The organism is Marinobacterium rhizophilum, assembly GCF_024397915.1.
Lineage (GTDB): Bacteria > Pseudomonadota > Gammaproteobacteria > Pseudomonadales > Balneatricaceae > Marinobacterium_A > Marinobacterium_A rhizophilum_A.
On sequence record NZ_CP073347.1, the window covers coordinates 2,592,621 to 2,609,806 of the forward strand.

Sequence of the window (17,186 nt, forward strand, 5' to 3'; positions counted from 1 at the left end):
AACTAACATTCAAACCTTGACCAGCCCCAACTTCAACAAAAAAATTTTGATATATAATTTCACATAGCCATAATACAGAGATACAAAATTAAAAATCACAGGGACAGTATTATGTTCTGCTTTCGCCGCATAACGTTCATCTAATGCAGCACGACTCATATGGGAAACGCCTCCGACAGTCATGTTAGCCAACACAGTGTCGACAAAGCCAACATTCAAGGAGGCTCTCTTTCTCAACAATAATTCGTAGTCTCCTACTATTTTATATTTAATTCCGTAAAACCCAACCTCATTATAAAGCTTTCTATTATGGGCAGCCCCTGGGTGCGCAACATTCATTTCACGCCTGAATTTAGCCCAATTCCATTTTTCCCCCACCGTTCTAAGCTGCCGGCCCCGCTCGTCAACCAATGAAACCTTGCCACTGACGAAATCAAGATAATCATGAGAAACACAGTATTCTGCCAATGAATCCAAAGCATTGGTAGCCAGATAATCATCAGCCCCAATGAAAATTATCCATTGGCCTTGCGCAAGGGCGATACCCTTATTCCAGGCGTCATAGATGCCTTTGTCCGGTTCACTGATCCACTTGCTGACAACTGGATGGGCTGCGATAACATCCACCGTGAGATCACGGCTTTTACCGTCAACCACGAGCACTTCGGCATTACGGAATTTCTGATCCGCAATTGAGTCAAGGCACCGTTTGACGCAACTTTCCACGTTATACGTAGCTATCACTATTGAGAATAGCAAGCATTAATCCTTGAAGTAATCTGAACAAGATCCAATTTAAAATTAGGCTGATGACAGATTCATCTAACCGATATCAATCTACTCGGGTTTACACTACTTTTTTGATATAAAAAGACCCAGGCTCTCGCTCTGGTTCCAGGAACGGCGCAACCAACTTAAGCTCACCGTAATAGTGATGATGCAGGTAATTCAACGCACCAATAACTTTCCAGGAATTGTTATGTGATAGAAATACTTCCAGCAGGTACTGCTCGTTCCAAAATTTTATTTCACCTTCCATCCAGTTTGATGGATAATTTCTTGGTGAGAAAACATCATGAACATGTACTATAACCCCCCGACCAAGAGTTGGAAGTAGTTCTAAATATTCGAAAAGAACATCCCCCTGCGGTCTTATAATATGTGATGAATCGATAAACAGAATATCGTTTTCAGCCAAGTCAGAGAAAAAACTTGGAGATAAATTCTCAACTTTATCTCTAACCACCTCTACACCGGCATCCTCAAGCCAGGGCATTTCATAGGGTTCAATACACAGATGCTTGCAATTGTACTCAGGATTATCCTGAATATTTTTTAGTATGGCTTTGGCAACCATCAAGGTTGAATTCCCGCTCCCGATTTCGTACACCCGTGAAGGTTTTATGTAACGAATTATTTGGTAAAGATACTCCGCATCGCCTGATTCAAAAGCGCCGTTTCCGAAATAGAACGTCTTATCGTCAATTTTAGAATTCGACAAGCCTTCGAGCTCATGTGAAAAAGACAAGTTATTTAAAAGATTCAACTGCTCTTCGATATTCCAGCTTATTCCACTTAAAGACCTACTATCTGAAAACGGTTGCCTTGGATTTCTGTGATCGAACTGCGGTTCGTAGTAGTGATTTCAAATAGGAAAAACACCAACGCTCAACAATGCCTTCTTTGAACAGGGTAAACGATGTACGCCTAAGCGACGCACAATCTTCAGTAACACTGCTGCAGGGTACACAAAAATTACCAAGATATAGTCCACTACTGGAAGCATACGAATAATAGCCTTTCTAAGGCTTAACTTAAACATTTAAAATATTCCTTTGAGAAGACGCGCCTGGCCAGAAAAATTGAAAACTGTCTTTCACTTCGGATCAAACTAGAGGACTCAACCTCTTCCATATAAATCCTCAAGCCTCACAATATCGTCCTCCCCCAGATAGGCACCGGACTGCACTTCAATCAGTTCCAGTGGAACACGACCCGGGTTTTCCAGTGAGTGGATCTGGCCAATGGGTATGTAGGTAGACTGATTTTCGGTAACGAGGTAGGTCTTGTCGCCGTTGGTGACTTTCGCCGTACCGCTGACGACGATCCAGTGCTCGGCCCGGTGATGATGCATCTGCACAGACAGCTTGGCGCCAGGCTTCACGGTAATGTGCTTGACCTGGTAGCGACTGCCTGCATCGATGGAATCATAACAGCCCCAGGGCCGGTACACTTCCCGATGGTTCACGTGTTCCGTTCTGCCCTGCTGTTCGAGTTCTTCGACAATGTGCTTTACATCCTGTACCCGGTCCTTCCTTGCGACCAGTACCGCATCCCTGGTTTCGACGATTACCAGGTCGTCCACACCAATGGCTGCCACCAGCCGGTGCTCGGCGTAGGCGAGAATGCCCTGGCAGTCCTTAATCAGCACATCACCTTTGAGCACATTGTCCTCGGCATCCTTTGCGGACACATCGGCCAGTGCCGACCAGGAGCCGACATCACTCCAGCCGGCATCCAACGGCACCAGTACAGCATCTTCGGTGTGCTCCATCACGGCGTAATCGATCGATTCAGAAGCGCAACCGGCAAATGCCGGGGCGTCCACCCGCACAAAATCCAGATCCTGTTTGGCACCGGCAATCGCCTGACGACAGCTATGCAGCATTTGCGGACGAAAAGCTTCAAGTTCGGCAAGATAGCGGCTGGCCCGGAACATGAACATGCCGCTGTTCCAGAAGTAATCGTTGGAGTCCACATAGGCCTGCGCCGTTGCAAAATCGGGTTTTTCCACAAACTCGGCTACCTGCAGTGCTACGGTAGTATTGCCATGCACTGGCGCTGCTTTCACATAGCCATAACCTGTTTCAGGGCAGGAAGGCTGAATACCAAAGGTGACCAGGCGCCCGGCCTCTGCCTGTTCCAGCGCAATGCCAATGGCTGCCTGAAATGCCGGTTGATCCTGAATCAGGTGGTCAGCGGGCAATACCAGCAGCACCGGGTCTTCACCGTCACACATCGCCTGAATTGCCGCCAGCGCTATGGCCGGCGCCGTATTGCGCCCCTCGGGCTCCAGCAGGATGGTGGCGTCGCCAACTCCGATATGCCGCAACTGCTCGGCGGCCATAAACCGGTGCTCTTCGTTACAGATCAGAACCGCAGGCTCGCAGCTCAGGTCGGCAAGCCGCTCAAGTGTCGCCTGCAGCATGGTTTTATCCCCATCCAGCTTCAAAAACTGCTTGGGGCTCAGCTGGCGCGAAAGCGGCCACAATCGCGAACCCGTTCCTCCTGCCATCACTACGGGCACAAACATTCAGTTACTCCCTCAGCTTGATTGCCGATTACAGTATAGAAAGGTCATCTACTGTCGAACCCTGCCCTGCTCTGCCTCGAACCAGCGATATAGCGTCCGGAGCCCGGTATCCAACTCAATGGACGGCTGCCAGCCAAGTGTCTGTATGCGACTGATATCCAGCAGCTTGCGCGGGGTGCCATCCGGCTTGGAGGTATCAAAGACCAATTGTCCGTTAAAGCCCGAGATCCTGGCGATGGATTCTGCCAGATGACGAATACTGACCTCCTTCCCCGAGCCCACATTGATGTGGGATTGCATCGGGCTTGTCCGGGATGCGTACACCGGCTGTTCCAGCTCCATCAGGTGGATACAGGCATGCGCCAGGTCATCCACGTGCAAAAATTCGCGCAGTGGCCTGCCACTACCCCAGATCTGGGTCTCGCTGGCCTGGGACTGAATCGCATCATAGAACCGGCGCATAAGCGCCGGAATCACATGGGCATTCTCGGAATGAAAATTGTCCCCAGGCCCGTACAGATTGGTCGGCATCACGCAGCGGTAATCCCGGCCATACTGGCGGTTAAAGCTCTCACAAAGCTTGATACCGGCAATCTTGGCAATGGCATAGGGCTCATTGGTTGGCTCCAGCGGCCCGGTCAGCAAGGCCTCCTCCCTGATAGGTTGCGACGCCAGGCGTGGATAAATGCAGGAGGAACCGAGGAACAGCAGCTTATTCACGCCTGCACGATGCGCCGCCTGGATCAGGTTGCACTCGATCATCAGGTTTTCGTAGATAAAGTCTGCCGGATAGTGGCTGTTGGCATGAATACCGCCCACCTTCGCCGCCGCCAGATACACCTGGTCTACCCGATGCAGCCCCAGGAAGTTCTCAACCGCCTGTTGGCGAGTGAGGTCCAGCTCCGCTCGACTCGCGGTCAGAATATTGCTGTAGCCCAGCAATTCAAGCCTGCGTACTATGGCCGCACCCACCATGCCACCATGCCCGGCAACAAAGATTCGCTGATCGCGCTTAACAGCCACCTTAGTTCTCCACCGATACAGGCAGCTCGAAGCCGTGCTGTTTCAGCAACGCATGACGCTGTGCGTCTTTCAGGTCGCAATCGATCATCTCGCGGCAAAGCTGCTGAAGTGTGATTACAGGCTCCCAGCCGAGTTTGTCCCGTGCGAGCGAGGCATCCCCCAGCAAGGATTCAACTTCAGTCGGGCGGAAATAACGCGGATCGATGCGTACTACCACATCCCCCGCCTTCAGCGCCGGTGCCTTGTCGCCTTCCACATTATCGACAATAGCCACCTCATCAAGCCCCTGGCCCCTGAAGACCAGACTGACGCCCAGTTCCGCGGCACTCAGCTGCAGAAACTCGCGCACCGAGTGCTGCACGCCGCTGGCAATAACAAAGTCCTCTGGCGTGTCTTGCTGTAGCATTAGCCACTGCATCTGCACATAATCCCGCGCATGTCCCCAGTCGCGCAGCGCATCCAGATTGCCCATGTACAGGCAGGACTCCAGCCCCTGGGCAATATTGCACAGGCCCCGGGTGACCTTGCGGGTGACGAAGGTCTCGCCACGACGCGGCGATTCATGGTTGAAAAGAATGCCATTACAGGCATACATGCCATAGGCCTCACGGTAGTTCACCGTAATCCAGTAGGCATAGAGTTTTGCCACAGCATAAGGCGAGCGCGGATAGAACGGCGTGGTCTCCGTTTGCGGCGTCTCCTGCACCAGGCCATAGAGCTCGGAGGTCGACGCCTGGTAAAATCGGGTCTTGTGTTCCAGCCCCAGCAAACGAATGGCTTCAAGCAATCGCAGCGTTCCCATGGCGTCCACATCCGCGGTGTATTCCGGTGCCTCGAAACTGACCGCCACATGGGACTGGGCACCGAGGTTGTAGACCTCGTCCGGCTGCACCTGCTGGATGATGCGTGTCAGGTTGGAAGAGTCCGTCAAATCGCCGTAGTGCAGCACGAAATTGCGATTATCCAGGTGTGGTTCCTGATAGATATGATCGACACGCTGGGTATTGAACGACGAGGCCCGGCGCTTTATACCGTGCACCTGGTAGCCTTTTTCCAGCAGAAACTCGGCGAGGTAGGAGCCATCCTGGCCGGTGATACCGGTAATAAGGGCTTTTTTGTTCATATCAAATAATGGCTTCCCGGTGCCTGTTCAGAATCTCAGCGCTGATGTTCATCAATGGCTCGTTGGTAAACTTCAAGATACTGCGGTATCACGACTTCCGGACTCCACAAGCGCACCGCTCGCTCACGGGCTGCGAGTGAAAGCTGTTGATATCGCTCACTGTCCTCCAGTACCCATGCAATTCCCGCTGCCAAATCTTCTGGTGAAAAAGGTTCAGCGAGATAGCCAGTTGCAGCATGAACCACGACATCAGGCAAACCTGTGGTATTGAAGGCGACAACCGGAGTACCACAAGACTGAGCCTCGGTTCCGGTTTGAGGTAGGTTCTCTTGCAATGACGGCACTACCATTACATCCACCGCGTTATACAGAAGAGCTAGAGAAAAATCATCATGCAGATGCCCCATATAATTTATGGGTAAACCTAGTTCAGGCCGAACAGCGGGCTGACTTTGCCCGAACACCACGGCTTCCAGCTCAGCTTTGCTGCTCCCGGCCATCAATTCCTGTAATGCCTTTTGTAGTAAGGCAAACCCCTTGCGCGGATCGCTCGCGCCCCCTATGGCTCCATAAGCAATATACCTTTTGCCCACAGTCAGCCCCAGCGCCTTGCGGCAAAAAGCTTTATCCATCGGTTTAAAACAGTTGGTATCCAATACGTTCGGGATTACATGTATGGGCCATTCACGCATCAAGTCACTTTCTCCAGCACACTGCGCTAGCCAGTGGCTTGGACAGATGACATGTCGAGGCTGGGACCAATGTTTCTTTTTCCTTTTCCAGGTCCAGCGGTCAATATCGATACGTGTGCTACCGGGCTCTCTGTTAGCACGATGATAGCCGGACCGGAACCGGGCATCTGGCCTATCTTCGGTGTAATGTTCTGAACCACAAAAAGCCCACATATCATGCAGGGTAAATATCGTAGGTTTTAAAATACGCCCAATTTGGCACACCGATATAGTTTCTTCGTTTACCCAGTGTAAATTTACTATATCCGCATTAGTAGACTGAATCCGATGAAAAATCCTTGAAGGAATAAGATTGACTGATCTAGTTGTAGATTTAGATGTCCGCTCAAAATTTGAAATAAAATGACCCAACTGAGAACCCAAGATGAACCATACTTTATCTAGTCTACGAGAAAGTGAGATAGCAAAGTGGCTATGGCCGCTTTTTTTGCGCACCAAGATGCGTGAAATAATATTCTTTTCTTGAAAAAAACTTGAAAGACGGAATGCAGCTCGAGCGGCTCCCCCTTGAGTATCAGAACTATTAACAATTAAGACTTTCATCTTTTCTTAAAAACAGCGATAACTGTATGTCCATTTAAAAAGTAATCATCATCAAAGAATCGATTCACTATTTTTGCTATAAGTACAGAACCCTTTGACACTATATTTCTTACTAATGAAAAATCCAACATCCTATTCCTCAAAAACATCTTCTGAATTTCGACCGAAAGATACCAAACTTTATGTACAGCCTGAAGCGGCTCAGTTGAAATATCGATAACATCTAAATCAAAAATTTTTGCTATTTTCTCTAGGGATCTCTTATTCCATCTTGAGAGATGATGCGGCGGTAGATTCAATGCGTTATTAACTGCATAAGATAAAAATGAGTCTTCAGTTGGAACAGCCACAATCATTACTCCTCCGGGTCGAAGACAGCTAATTTTACTAGACAGAAAACTTTTAATGTTTGGAACATGTTCTAACACTTGAAAACTACAAACAACATCGTAATAATTTTCTCTTTTAATCGAATGGCTTTCAACAGACTCATTTATAATTGAAACGCCAAACGCCTCACCTAACTCTTTAGCCTTAGGGCTCACTTCAAGCGCCGTATACTCACAATTCGGCAGATAGCGACGAAAAGCTCCTTTACCTGCCCCAACTTCTAGAACTCGCTGAGATTCTTTAACATACTTACAGCTTTCAGTATACTCAAATTTATCTTCCGAGTAATACCATTCATGTTTTTGAAGTTGGTTATAAAAATTCTCGCTCCCAAAATAAAGCGGATAAAAAAAACCAAGACCACAACACCGGCAAATCAAGTATTCTACATGCTCTTTGATTATGTCACTGATATCCATTGAAAAATCTTTTTTGTAAATATAAATTAAATCATTTTTTTTTAAAGACTCTATTTCAGAGACATCAGATGAATAACATAAAGGGCAGCTATACATAAATCTTTCTAATCCTATTAACTATTCGTCTCTGTAAAGATAGAGAATAAAACTTTCTATATTCAGAAATAATATTCTTGTTAAAAAACACGAACTCATCAAAATTAAAATCTTCCTTCAACCACAGAGCATCATCATAAGGATCATCAGCACCACAATGCACCCCACTACCATCAAGGCCAATATTTTTTACTAATGCCATCTTTGGAAGTAGCATGTATTTTTCATTTTTCGCCATATAATAACATGAGCGTATATCAAATGCGTTTATTCTACCCTCTGACTCACTGCGTATCATGGCGGTCATATCCGACCCCATAGCTTTGAGATTTTTAACTGTCTCAGGATCATATTTAATTAGATCCCACGATGGTATTTTTGAAATCTTTTCATAACGATCCTTCCAAATACCAAACCCCCAACCATGAAAACGACTGGAATAATAATTATCACAGCTTAAACATCTCAAAGAATAAAGATTGGGCGTATGGCCTCCAACAGCAAATACAGAGCCAATATTTTTTGAAAATTCCAGCCCCTCATTAACAAACCTTATAAAACCAGGCGCCGTAACTATATCATCCTCCATGAAAATAACTTTTCCGTATCTATTGAGGAGAAATTCCATACCTCCCCGATTGTTGCTTACTCTACAATTATCACTCCTTTCCACTATATTAACAGATAAAAAACCACTTACAGAAGTAAGGTAGCTTCTAACCATGCCAACTTTAGTTTCATCACCAACTTTTGGAGCATCTGAAAAGAAATAAACATTTGTTTTTTTTGCTAGAGTATTTTTCTTCAGTGACTCGACCGTTTTCATTAAATGATCGATTCTTGTGTACGTGGATATTGCAATTGGAGCTAGATCTAACACAGCCATTAATTACCTTCATAACTTGAAAATAAAAATAGTGATATAATATTCAGCGCTTGCCTCAAATCCATTTAAAACTCTCAACTATTGAAATTAAGCACAATATCCTCCAGTTAATAACTATTTTATTCTCTTATCCATGCTACAGCTTGAACCTCAATTATCTTATATAAAAAACCCACCGAGAATTTAAATCGCTCCTAGCCTGTGGAAATAAAATCAACAGAAAATTATAGAATAAAACAGCTTATTACCTTAAAACATGAATCAAAGAATTTCGTTCTTTGGCTTAACAAACTTACTTTTCATGAAAAATAAAGGCCTATTAAGAAATTCACCTATAGAATCAACTCTATTAATATTGGTTTCATTGATAGAATCGTAGCGTGCATTTTCCTCATCAAAAACAGCTATCTCTTTAACATCCCAACTATTCTGCGTACCAGAGCGAATAAACTCTATCAATTCAGATTTTGTTCCACTTTCAAAAAGAGGTAACTTAACATCTCCCTTCCAGTTAAAGCCCATCTGAAATAATAATATTTCAGTGGATAAAGCTAGATTATTCAAGCAGTGTATTATTTCTTGTTTAGCTGCTTCTGACGATAAGCTATCATCACCAAAATCATCACCAAAATGATGTAATACATTTAAACAAAGTGAAATATCAAATAATTCTCCGTTACTAATACTTTCAAAATTATAGTACTCTCTCTGCACATCTATAACATTTTCGAAACCTAACAATTCAGAAGCTAAAGATATAAAGCTTGCATGATCTTTGTTCCCCTCAACACTTAATACCCTACATGCCCCACTATCCGCTGCCGAAAAACTAAAGTAACCAGTATTTGCTCCGATATCTAAAACCGATTTATTCTTGAAATCAACAACCGACTTGATATATTTCAGTCTTTCCAACTCATACTTACCTGTAGATAAGTAATCTTTTTCTGAAACATTTGATAACAACGGGTATAGTGCTTGATATTTGGAATGCTTACTTTCTAAATTCAAAAATTTAATGCACTTTTCAAAATCACGATTAGTCATAAATAACATTCCATTATTAATTTTTTTATGCAAGGCCGTAGAGTCAGATCTAGCATAAACATCATGATCAGAAAGCAACTTTTCAATTATTTTATTACTAACACCCTCTAAGCTTGGATACTTACGACATTTACTATTTTTTGCACCTTTAAACCATGCATACCAATATACTTTTTCATTAAGTATCGGAACTTTCTTAACATAAAAGCCACAATCCTTAGCAAAAAGTTCTAGAACCGAGGGACAATAATCCAAAGCCAACTGCAATGGCCCCCAAAATCTAGGGTTAATTTCGATAAAGTAAATTTTTCCATCATTACTTTTTATGACTTCCATCATAAACGCACCCCAATATCGACAAGAAAACAAATAACTAACCAACTCATCGACATTAACTCCTGGATTTGATGAAGACTTTGCTAGAACAATAGATTTACCACCACTTTGTTGCAAAAGGTTTGATTGCCAATAATGCGCAAACCTCCCGTCTCGGCTTAAATAACCACAAAGATAATAACTATGCCCCAATACATACCGTTGAACAAACCAATCACTTAACTCGATACTTTTTCTTGCCACCTCTATATCTTCACAAGAAAAACAGATTTTAGGATAGTAAACAGACCCTTTATTGATATTTTCTTTTGGTTTGAAAACACATGGAGCATTTATCTCACCCTCAGCTAATTCTTCCGGAGCAGACAAGCCGAATTGAGACTTTAAAAAAGACAAACTGCTTTTTTTGCCCGTTATTTCTTCATAAATATCAATGGACGGCATATTAATAAACCATCCAAACCCATCGAGACTATCTCTATTCCCCAAGACAAAAAAATTTAAATACTCTGATGTTGGGCAGTATACCAATCTAGCATCACTACCATATATCGACTTAATTACCTCAGCCGATTCCTCAAACAAAATAAGATCAAGACCTTTATCCAATCTAGAAAAAACAATTTTACCACTCCAATCCGTTTTAAATATTATATCTTCAGATGTTGATGATATAATTGCGAACGGCAATTCATACAAACAGAAAAAACGACACAGCGAAATAACCGCTCTTTCATTATGCCCAGAGAAAACAACAAAAACTTTTTTATTCATAAACAATAAATCTTGGCATCTAAAAGTCTATGTAGTTTCACAATTAGAAATAAATTCAATTATATGTTCTTGGTCTTTTTTTTCAAGCGTAGGATAAATAGGAAGGCACAATATTCTGCGGGATATATAACTAGCCACCGGCAGGTTAGCTGGCTGCGCAGATATAAGATCCCGATACATCGAAAACTCACTGATCAGCGGATAGAAATAACGCCTTGTGTGGACATGATTATTCTTTAACTTAAAATATAGCTGATCCCGACTAATCGGGTACTCCGGCTCAATAAGAATCGGGAAGTAGGAGTAATTGGAAAGACTCTTTCCAACTTTCTCGAGAAAGCGGATACCCGGAATGTCCTTCAAGTACTGACGATAAGTCTGATCAATTTCGCGCCGGCGCTCGATAACATGATCGATATGTTGCAACTGTAACAACCCAAATGCAGCATTGACTTCGCTCATCTTGCCATTTATTCCTGGAGCAACCACTGTTACCTCATCAAGAATACCAAAGTTCTTCAGGTTGTTGATATGCTGCTTTGTTTTGGCATCCGGGCAGACGATCGCCCCCCCTTCAAATGTATTAAATACCTTAGTTGCATGAAAGCTCAATGTACTTAAGTCACCGTGTCGCAGTATACTGCCACCACTATCCTGAACACCAAAAGCATGTGCCGCATCATAGATCACGCGCAAATTATAATTGTCAGCTATTTTTTGTATAGACTCGACATCACAAGGGGTGCCATAACAGTGGACAGGCAGAATTGCAGTCGTCTGTGACGTGATCGCCGCTTCAATTTTTTTTGGGTCTATATTCAGTGTTTTTGGATCTATATCGACAAAAACAGGTTTAATTCCGTTCCAAAGCAGCGAATGAGATGTTGCAACGAAGGAGTATGGCGTCGTTATTACTTCACCAGTAATACGAAGTGCCTGCAGCGCTGTCAGCAAAGCCACAGTGCCGCTATTAAACAGCGCAATCTCTGGCACACCTAAATACTCACACAGAGCCTGTTCCAGCTTTCCGTGCATAGGCCCGCCATTTGTTAACCTTTTACTTTCCCAAATCTCTTCCAGGTATGGAATAAACTCTTCAAGCGATGGCAAGTAGGGCTCGGTAACGTAGATAGGTTTATCGCTCATTAATTCACCGCTATTGTTCGCAATCCATCGATAAGTATTTCTTTAGCCGAAACAGTTCACGCATGCTCTGTCATACGTTGAAATATTTCATTACGCAGTGCAAGTTCGTCGTAAACGCCACTATCAACAACCACCCCATTATCCATCAGGTAGATCCGATTGCATGATTTCACAGTAGACAAACGATGAGCAATAATAATAATCGTTTTATGTCCCGAGAAGTCATGAATGGCATCCATCACCAACCTTTCAGTAATTCCATCAAGCGCACTTGTCGCTTCATCCAGCACGAGTACGTCAGCATCATCATAAAGTGCACGAGCAATGCCGATACGCTGACGTTCCCCACCGGAAAGCTGCACACCGCGCTCACCCACCAGCGTATTCAGCCCGAGCGGCAGGCGCCCGAGTAAATCATCCAGATGTGCCATACGTGCAGCACGCTCTACGCGCTCATCATCTATCCCCGTCAGCGGCAAACCAAAGGCGATGTTTTCACGAATGCTGGCGTCTGCCAGGAAGATTGATTGCGGTACATAGCCGATGTTGTTCTGCCAGGCCCGAAGCTCATCTGACCTAAGTGGCTGACCATCGATGCAGAGACTCCCCTCATCTGGCTCGATCAGCCCCAAAAGAATATCGATAGCCGTGGATTTACCGGAACCGGATGCGCCTACCACCCCGATCACTTGATTTAACGGTAATGTCAGAGTCAGGTTATCCAGCGCCCACTCATCTTTGCCAGGGTAACGAAAACGGACATTTTCCAACGAGATCTGTTTACGGGCCACCTTACGACCTTGGGCTTCGGCGGGTTTGTCAACTACGGCCTTACGACTAGCCTCTAAATCCACTTTCAAATTATCGAACGCCGCCAGGTTGCTGCGCAGTGTCGCGGCAGATGCATAGATATGCTGAAACGCCGGTAGTAGCTTGAAGCCGGCCAGCGCATACACCGCCAGAACCGGTAGTACCGTACCAAGGTCCCCCTGGTTGCTACGCAACAGGTAGAGCACAAGCATGATGATGGCACCAAAGGCGACTAGTTCCATGGCATAGCGCGGCACTTGCGCCATCACTGTGTTGGTACCCTGGGCACGGCCGAAGGCTTGGTTGGCGGCTGAGTAACGTTCATTAAAATCGGCCTGACGTCCAAGCAACAGAGTATCCTTGATGCCACCGAACCCTTCCTGCATCAGTTTCATTCGCTCGCGATTGGTCTTTGTCACGATCTGGCCATTTGCAACCAGGCGGCGACGCACAATGCGGTAGAGCAACAAGTAGGCTGCCGCAAATAACCCTATTCCCATTAGTGCGACAAGCGGATTGTAGATCAGGATAGCCACCGCAATCACCAGCGCTAAAATGGCACGAGCATTAAGCTGCAAAAACTGTGTAATCACTTGGTTGGTAAGCCGAATACATTCGCCGTTAATTTTGTTGATCAACTGCGAGCTATTGCCGCTGGCATGGAACAGCCAGCATTGCTGCATATAGTGCCGGTAAAGTCGGGTACTCAACTCAGCGCCCAGCTGCTGGCCGTAATAGGCAAGGCGCCAGTTGGAATACATGGAAACACAAGCCGCCACTGTCAGAGCCCCCAATACACCAACTCCGAGCCAGAACAAAAAATCCTCTGGTGAACCAAGGGCACTAGCCCGATAGAGCTGGGCCAGGATGCCATCACCTTGCAGGTGGCTCATATCCGCAACCAAGGCCATAAAGGGCCCAATGGAAAAGATGCTCGCCATCTCGGCAACGGCCGTAAGCCCGATCAGACATTGCAGGCGCAATAGCCCCTTTCGCTGATCATGGGTAAGCAGAGAGTAAAGTTCTTTAAGACTCGACAGCATTAGAATAATCTTGGGGCTGTAAAGAAATATCGACTAAGATTCATAACATTTCACACCTTGAATAACACGATACACTTATCAGATATTATTTTGTGATCTGTAGCAGGTATCCATCTCGATCCTTTTTCGACAGCTGCGCATCGCTATTTATTAACGGCCACTCCACCCCAATCCCCGGATCATCCCACCGAATACAACACTCATGCTCCGGCGCATAGTAATCCGTGCATCTGTACTGCAGCTCTGCCTCGTCCGACGTCACATAAAACCCATGCGCAAACCCGGGCGGCACCCACATCATCTGCTTGCTGTCTTCATTCAAATACACGCCGACCCACTTTCCTAATGTCGGCGAATCGCGGCGGATGTCGACCGCGACATCAAACACCTCGCCGCGGGTAACGCGCACCAGTTTTCCCTGGGGGTGCTTGACCTGGTAGTGCAGGCCGCGCAGTACGCCCTTTTTGGAGCGACTGTGGTTTTCCTGCACGAAACTGTATGGCCCGCAGTATTGCTCGAATTCGTTCTGGCGGAAGGTTTCCATAAAGAAGCCGCGCTCGTCACTGAATACCTTGGGTGTTATCAGCACGACATCCGGAATCTCGAGAGGGGTAAATTCCATTAAAACGGCTCTTTATAGTCTTGCAGCACCTTCAGCAGGTACTGGCCATAGCCATTCTTCCTGAAACGTTCTGCCTGCTGCTCTACTTCCGTGGCGCTTAACCAGCCTTTCTTGAATGCGATCTCTTCGAGACAGGCGACCTTGAGGCCCTGGCGCTGCTCGATGGTGGCGACAAACTGGCCGGCATCCAGCAGGGAGTCATGGGTGCCGGTATCCAGCCAGGCGAAGCCGCGGCCGAGCATTTCGACGCTCAGGCTCTGGTCCTGCAGGTAGAAACTGTTGATATCGGTGATTTCCAGCTCGCCCCTTTTGGAGGGCTTGATCGTTTTGGCGATATCGATCACGCGGTTGTCGTAGAAATACAGGCCCGTTACCGCGTAATTGGATTTCGGCTGCGCGGGCTTTTCCTCGATACTGATGGCACGACCGGCGCTGTCGAACTCCACCACGCCAAAACGCTCCGGGTCCGACACATGGTAGCCAAATACCGTCGCCCCTTCGGTACGGGCATCCGCGGCATAGAGCTTGTCGGTAAAGTGCTGACCGTAGTAGATATTGTCACCGAGGATCAGGCAGCAGTTGTCGTTGCCGATAAAGCTCTCGCCAATAATGAAGGCCTGCGCCAGGCCGTCCGGCGATGGCTGCACTGCGTAGCTCAACCGAATGCCAAACTGGCTGCCATCCCCCAGCAGGTGCTGAAAATTGGGCAGGTCTTCAGGCGTGGAAATAATCAGGACCTCACGGATACCCGCCAGCATCAGCACCGACAGCGGATAGTAGATCATCGGCTTGTCGTAAATCGGCAGCAGCTGCTTGGACACACCCAGGGTAATGGGATGCAAGCGGGTACCGGCGCCGCCGGCGAGGATAAGGCCTTTGCGTTGGGTCATCGGTTACTCCCTGTGATTTCCTTCAGCAGGCGGGACACGCCATTCTGCCAAGTCGGCAGCCGCAGATTAAAGTGCTGCTGCAGGCGCTGCGTATCAAGCCTTGAGTTTAGTGGGCGTATCGCTGGCGAGGGGTACTCCGTGGCGGGAATCGGCACTATCTCCCTTACGGCAAGCTCCAGGCCAAGACTGCGCGCCTGGTCGACCAGGTAACAGCCATAGCCGTACCAGCTGGTTTCACCCTCGGCCGCCAGATGGTAAAGGCCGCCAAGGTCCGGGGTTTCCTGCATACGCCGCAGCGCCTGAGCCGTCATATCGGCCAGCAGGTCGGCCCCGGTGGGGGCGCCCACCTGGTCATCTATCAAGCTCAGCTGCTCGTGCTCGCGGGCCAGGCGCAGGATCGTTTTGATGAAGTTGTGGCCATGCTTGCCGTATACCCAGCTGGTACGAAAGATCAGGTGGCGGCAACCGCTGGCGAGAATGGCCGCCTCACCCGCCAGCTTGCTGGCGCCATACACATTCAGCGGTGCCGGGGTATTGGTTTCGCGCCAGGGCGAGCTGCCGCTGCCATCGAAGACATAGTCGGTAGAATAATGCACCAGCGTGGCCTCGAGCCTGCGTGCTTCCTCCGCCAGCAGCTGCACCGCGTCAGCGTTGATCAGGTATGCCAGCTCCGCTTCCTGCTCGGCCCGGTCCACCGCGGTATAGGCCGCTGCATTGACGATAACATCTGGCTTTACCTGGCGAATGCTGGCGCGCAGGCCGTCGAAATCCGCCAGATCACCGCACAGGCCATTCAGCCCCTTTCGATCCAGCGCGACAAGCTCACCCAGCGGGGCCAGGGCCCGCTGCAGTTCCCACCCCACCTGGCCATTCTTGCCCAGCAGCAGGATTTTCAAGCAGTCACCTGACAGTCGCCGTACTGGGCGTCTATCCACTGCTGGTAGGCGCCGCTCTTGACCCGAGCCACCCAGCCGGGATTATCAAGGTACCATTGCACGGTCTTGCGCAGGCCGGACTCGAACGTCTCCAGCGGTGCCCAGCCGAGTTCCCGCTGAACCTTGCCGGCATCAATGGCATAACGCTGATCGTGACCCGGGCGGTCCTGGACATGGGTGATCAGGCGCTTGTAGCTACCCGCGCCGCATGGGCGCAACTGATCCAGCTGCTCGCACAGGGTATGCACCACGTCGATATTTCTCAGCTCGTTCAGGCCGCCAATATTGTAGGTTTCGCCGACCGTCCCGCGCTTCAAGACCGTATAGAGCGCACGGGCGTGGTCTTCCACATGCAGCCAGTCGCGGCGCTGCTCGCCTTTGCCGTAGATCGGCAGCGGCTTGCCCTCAAGCGCATTCAGAATGACCAGCGGTATCAGCTTTTCCGGAAACTGGCAGGGTCCGTAGTTATTGGAGCAATTGGTGATCAGTGTCGGCAGGCCGTAGCTGCGCTGCCAGGCCCGCACCAGGTGATCGGAGCTCGCCTTGCTGGCTGAATAGGGCGAGCTCGGTGCATAGGAGGTAGATTCGGTAAACAGGGCATCGTTGGCACCCAGGTCCCCGTACACTTCGTCGGTGGAGACATGATGAAATCGAAAGGCGGCCTGTTCAGGCGCGTCCAGCCCCTGCCAGTAGGCTCTGGCGACCTCAAGCAGGGTATAGGTTCCCAGGATATTGGTCTCGATAAAGGCCCCGGGGCCCGTTAGGGAGCGATCGACATGGCTTTCGGCCGCCAAATGCATCACCGCATCGGGGCTCTGGGCGGCAAAGACTCGCTCAAGCTCGGCGCGGTTGCAGATATCCATTTGCTCAAACACATAGCGATCACTGTGGCACAGGTCGCCCAGGGAGTCCGGATTGGCGGCGTAGGTGAGCTTGTCGACATTGACCACCAGATCCTGTGTGTTCTGCATCAGATGACGGATCACGGCCGAGCCGATAAAGCCTGCGCCGCCGGTAATCAGGATTTTCATCGAGATG

General features: G+C 48.0%; 15 protein-coding genes. All 15 read right to left on the reverse strand.

The features are described 5' to 3' along the window. Nucleotides 1-9: 9 nt before the first annotated feature. Nucleotides 10-759 (reverse strand): glycosyltransferase family 2 protein, encoded by a 750-nt coding sequence (locus KDW95_RS11730; RefSeq protein ID WP_255856446.1) that lies wholly within the window; start codon nt 757-759, stop codon nt 10-12. Nucleotides 760-847: 88 nt separating this feature from the next. Continuing rightward, on the reverse strand, nt 848-1,546 hold the full coding sequence (locus KDW95_RS11735; RefSeq protein ID WP_255856447.1) for a class I SAM-dependent methyltransferase: 699 nt from the start codon (nt 1,544-1,546) through the stop codon (nt 848-850). 354 nt (nt 1,547-1,900) lie between these two features. Next, nucleotides 1,901-3,313 carry a mannose-1-phosphate guanylyltransferase/mannose-6-phosphate isomerase gene (locus KDW95_RS11740; protein WP_255856448.1) on the reverse strand — a complete coding sequence of 471 codons (1,413 nt, stop codon included), beginning with the start codon at nt 3,311-3,313 and terminating at the stop codon, nt 1,901-1,903. Between the two features lie 48 nt (nt 3,314-3,361). Then, nucleotides 3,362-4,336 carry a GDP-L-fucose synthase gene (gene fcl, locus KDW95_RS11745; RefSeq protein ID WP_370646691.1) on the reverse strand — a complete coding sequence of 325 codons (975 nt, stop codon included), beginning with the start codon at nt 4,334-4,336 and terminating at the stop codon, nt 3,362-3,364. Nucleotide 4,337: 1 nt separating this feature from the next. Next, on the reverse strand, nt 4,338-5,459 hold the full coding sequence (gmd, locus tag KDW95_RS11750; protein WP_255856449.1) for a GDP-mannose 4,6-dehydratase: 1,122 nt from the start codon (nt 5,457-5,459) through the stop codon (nt 4,338-4,340). 35 nt (nt 5,460-5,494) lie between these two features. Beyond that, nucleotides 5,495-6,754 (reverse strand): glycosyltransferase, encoded by a 1,260-nt coding sequence (locus KDW95_RS11755; protein WP_255856450.1) that lies wholly within the window; start codon nt 6,752-6,754, stop codon nt 5,495-5,497. Then, nucleotides 6,751-7,659 carry a class I SAM-dependent methyltransferase gene (locus KDW95_RS11760; RefSeq protein ID WP_255856451.1) on the reverse strand — a complete coding sequence of 303 codons (909 nt, stop codon included), beginning with the start codon at nt 7,657-7,659 and terminating at the stop codon, nt 6,751-6,753. Before KDW95_RS11760 ends, KDW95_RS11755 begins: the two co-directional genes overlap by 4 nt. Next, nucleotides 7,652-8,485 carry a hypothetical protein gene (locus tag KDW95_RS11765; protein WP_255856452.1) on the reverse strand — a complete coding sequence of 278 codons (834 nt, stop codon included), beginning with the start codon at nt 8,483-8,485 and terminating at the stop codon, nt 7,652-7,654. Before KDW95_RS11765 ends, KDW95_RS11760 begins: the two co-directional genes overlap by 8 nt. Nucleotides 8,486-8,806: 321 nt before the next feature. Next, nucleotides 8,807-10,702: a hypothetical protein gene (locus KDW95_RS11770; RefSeq protein ID WP_255856453.1), complete on the reverse strand. Its 1,896-nt coding sequence runs from the start codon at nt 10,700-10,702 to the stop codon at nt 8,807-8,809. Nucleotides 10,703-10,729: 27 nt separating this feature from the next. After that, complete coding sequence (locus KDW95_RS11775; protein ID WP_255856454.1) at nt 10,730-11,848, reverse strand: DegT/DnrJ/EryC1/StrS family aminotransferase; 1,119 nt, start codon at nt 11,846-11,848, stop codon at nt 10,730-10,732. A gap of 56 nt (nt 11,849-11,904) precedes the next feature. Beyond that, nucleotides 11,905-13,701: an ABC transporter ATP-binding protein gene (locus tag KDW95_RS11780; RefSeq protein ID WP_255851994.1), complete on the reverse strand. Its 1,797-nt coding sequence runs from the start codon at nt 13,699-13,701 to the stop codon at nt 11,905-11,907. 85 nt (nt 13,702-13,786) lie between these two features. Beyond that, nucleotides 13,787-14,323 (reverse strand): dTDP-4-dehydrorhamnose 3,5-epimerase, encoded by a 537-nt coding sequence (rfbC, locus tag KDW95_RS11785; protein ID WP_255851995.1) that lies wholly within the window; start codon nt 14,321-14,323, stop codon nt 13,787-13,789. Continuing rightward, nucleotides 14,323-15,213 carry a glucose-1-phosphate thymidylyltransferase RfbA gene (rfbA, locus tag KDW95_RS11790; RefSeq protein ID WP_255851996.1) on the reverse strand — a complete coding sequence of 297 codons (891 nt, stop codon included), beginning with the start codon at nt 15,211-15,213 and terminating at the stop codon, nt 14,323-14,325. Before rfbA ends, rfbC begins: the two co-directional genes overlap by 1 nt. Further along, nucleotides 15,210-16,109, reverse strand: a complete 900-nt coding sequence (gene rfbD / locus KDW95_RS11795; RefSeq protein WP_255851998.1) for a dTDP-4-dehydrorhamnose reductase — start codon at nt 16,107-16,109, stop codon at nt 15,210-15,212. The genes rfbA and rfbD overlap by 4 nt, the downstream gene beginning before the upstream one ends. Beyond that, nucleotides 16,106-17,179 carry a dTDP-glucose 4,6-dehydratase gene (rfbB, locus tag KDW95_RS11800; protein WP_255851999.1) on the reverse strand — a complete coding sequence of 358 codons (1,074 nt, stop codon included), beginning with the start codon at nt 17,177-17,179 and terminating at the stop codon, nt 16,106-16,108. Before rfbB ends, rfbD begins: the two co-directional genes overlap by 4 nt. Nucleotides 17,180-17,186: the final 7 nt, after the last annotated feature.

What these genes read in the sequence shown, in the direction of transcription:
- rfbC (WP_255851995.1), bottom strand. Translation starts at nt 14,323, where the DNA reads ATGGAATTTACCCCTCTCGAGATTCCGGATGTCGTGCTGATAACACCC.
- KDW95_RS11760 (WP_255856451.1), bottom strand. Translation starts at nt 7,659, where the DNA reads ATGTATAGCTGCCCTTTATGTTATTCATCTGATGTCTCTGAAATAGAG.
- KDW95_RS11780 (WP_255851994.1), bottom strand. Translation starts at nt 13,701, where the DNA reads ATGCTGTCGAGTCTTAAAGAACTTTACTCTCTGCTTACCCATGATCAG.
- gmd (WP_255856449.1), bottom strand. Translation starts at nt 5,459, where the DNA reads ATGAACAAAAAAGCCCTTATTACCGGTATCACCGGCCAGGATGGCTCC.
- rfbA (WP_255851996.1), bottom strand. Translation starts at nt 15,213, where the DNA reads ATGACCCAACGCAAAGGCCTTATCCTCGCCGGCGGCGCCGGTACCCGC.
- rfbB (WP_255851999.1), bottom strand. Translation starts at nt 17,179, where the DNA reads ATGAAAATCCTGATTACCGGCGGCGCAGGCTTTATCGGCTCGGCCGTG.
- KDW95_RS11775 (WP_255856454.1), bottom strand. Translation starts at nt 11,848, where the DNA reads ATGAGCGATAAACCTATCTACGTTACCGAGCCCTACTTGCCATCGCTT.
- KDW95_RS11755 (WP_255856450.1), bottom strand. Translation starts at nt 6,754, where the DNA reads ATGAAAGTCTTAATTGTTAATAGTTCTGATACTCAAGGGGGAGCCGCT.
- KDW95_RS11765 (WP_255856452.1), bottom strand. Translation starts at nt 8,485, where the DNA reads ATGAAAACGGTCGAGTCACTGAAGAAAAATACTCTAGCAAAAAAAACA.
- KDW95_RS11740 (WP_255856448.1), bottom strand. Translation starts at nt 3,313, where the DNA reads ATGTTTGTGCCCGTAGTGATGGCAGGAGGAACGGGTTCGCGATTGTGG.
- KDW95_RS11770 (WP_255856453.1), bottom strand. Translation starts at nt 10,702, where the DNA reads ATGAATAAAAAAGTTTTTGTTGTTTTCTCTGGGCATAATGAAAGAGCG.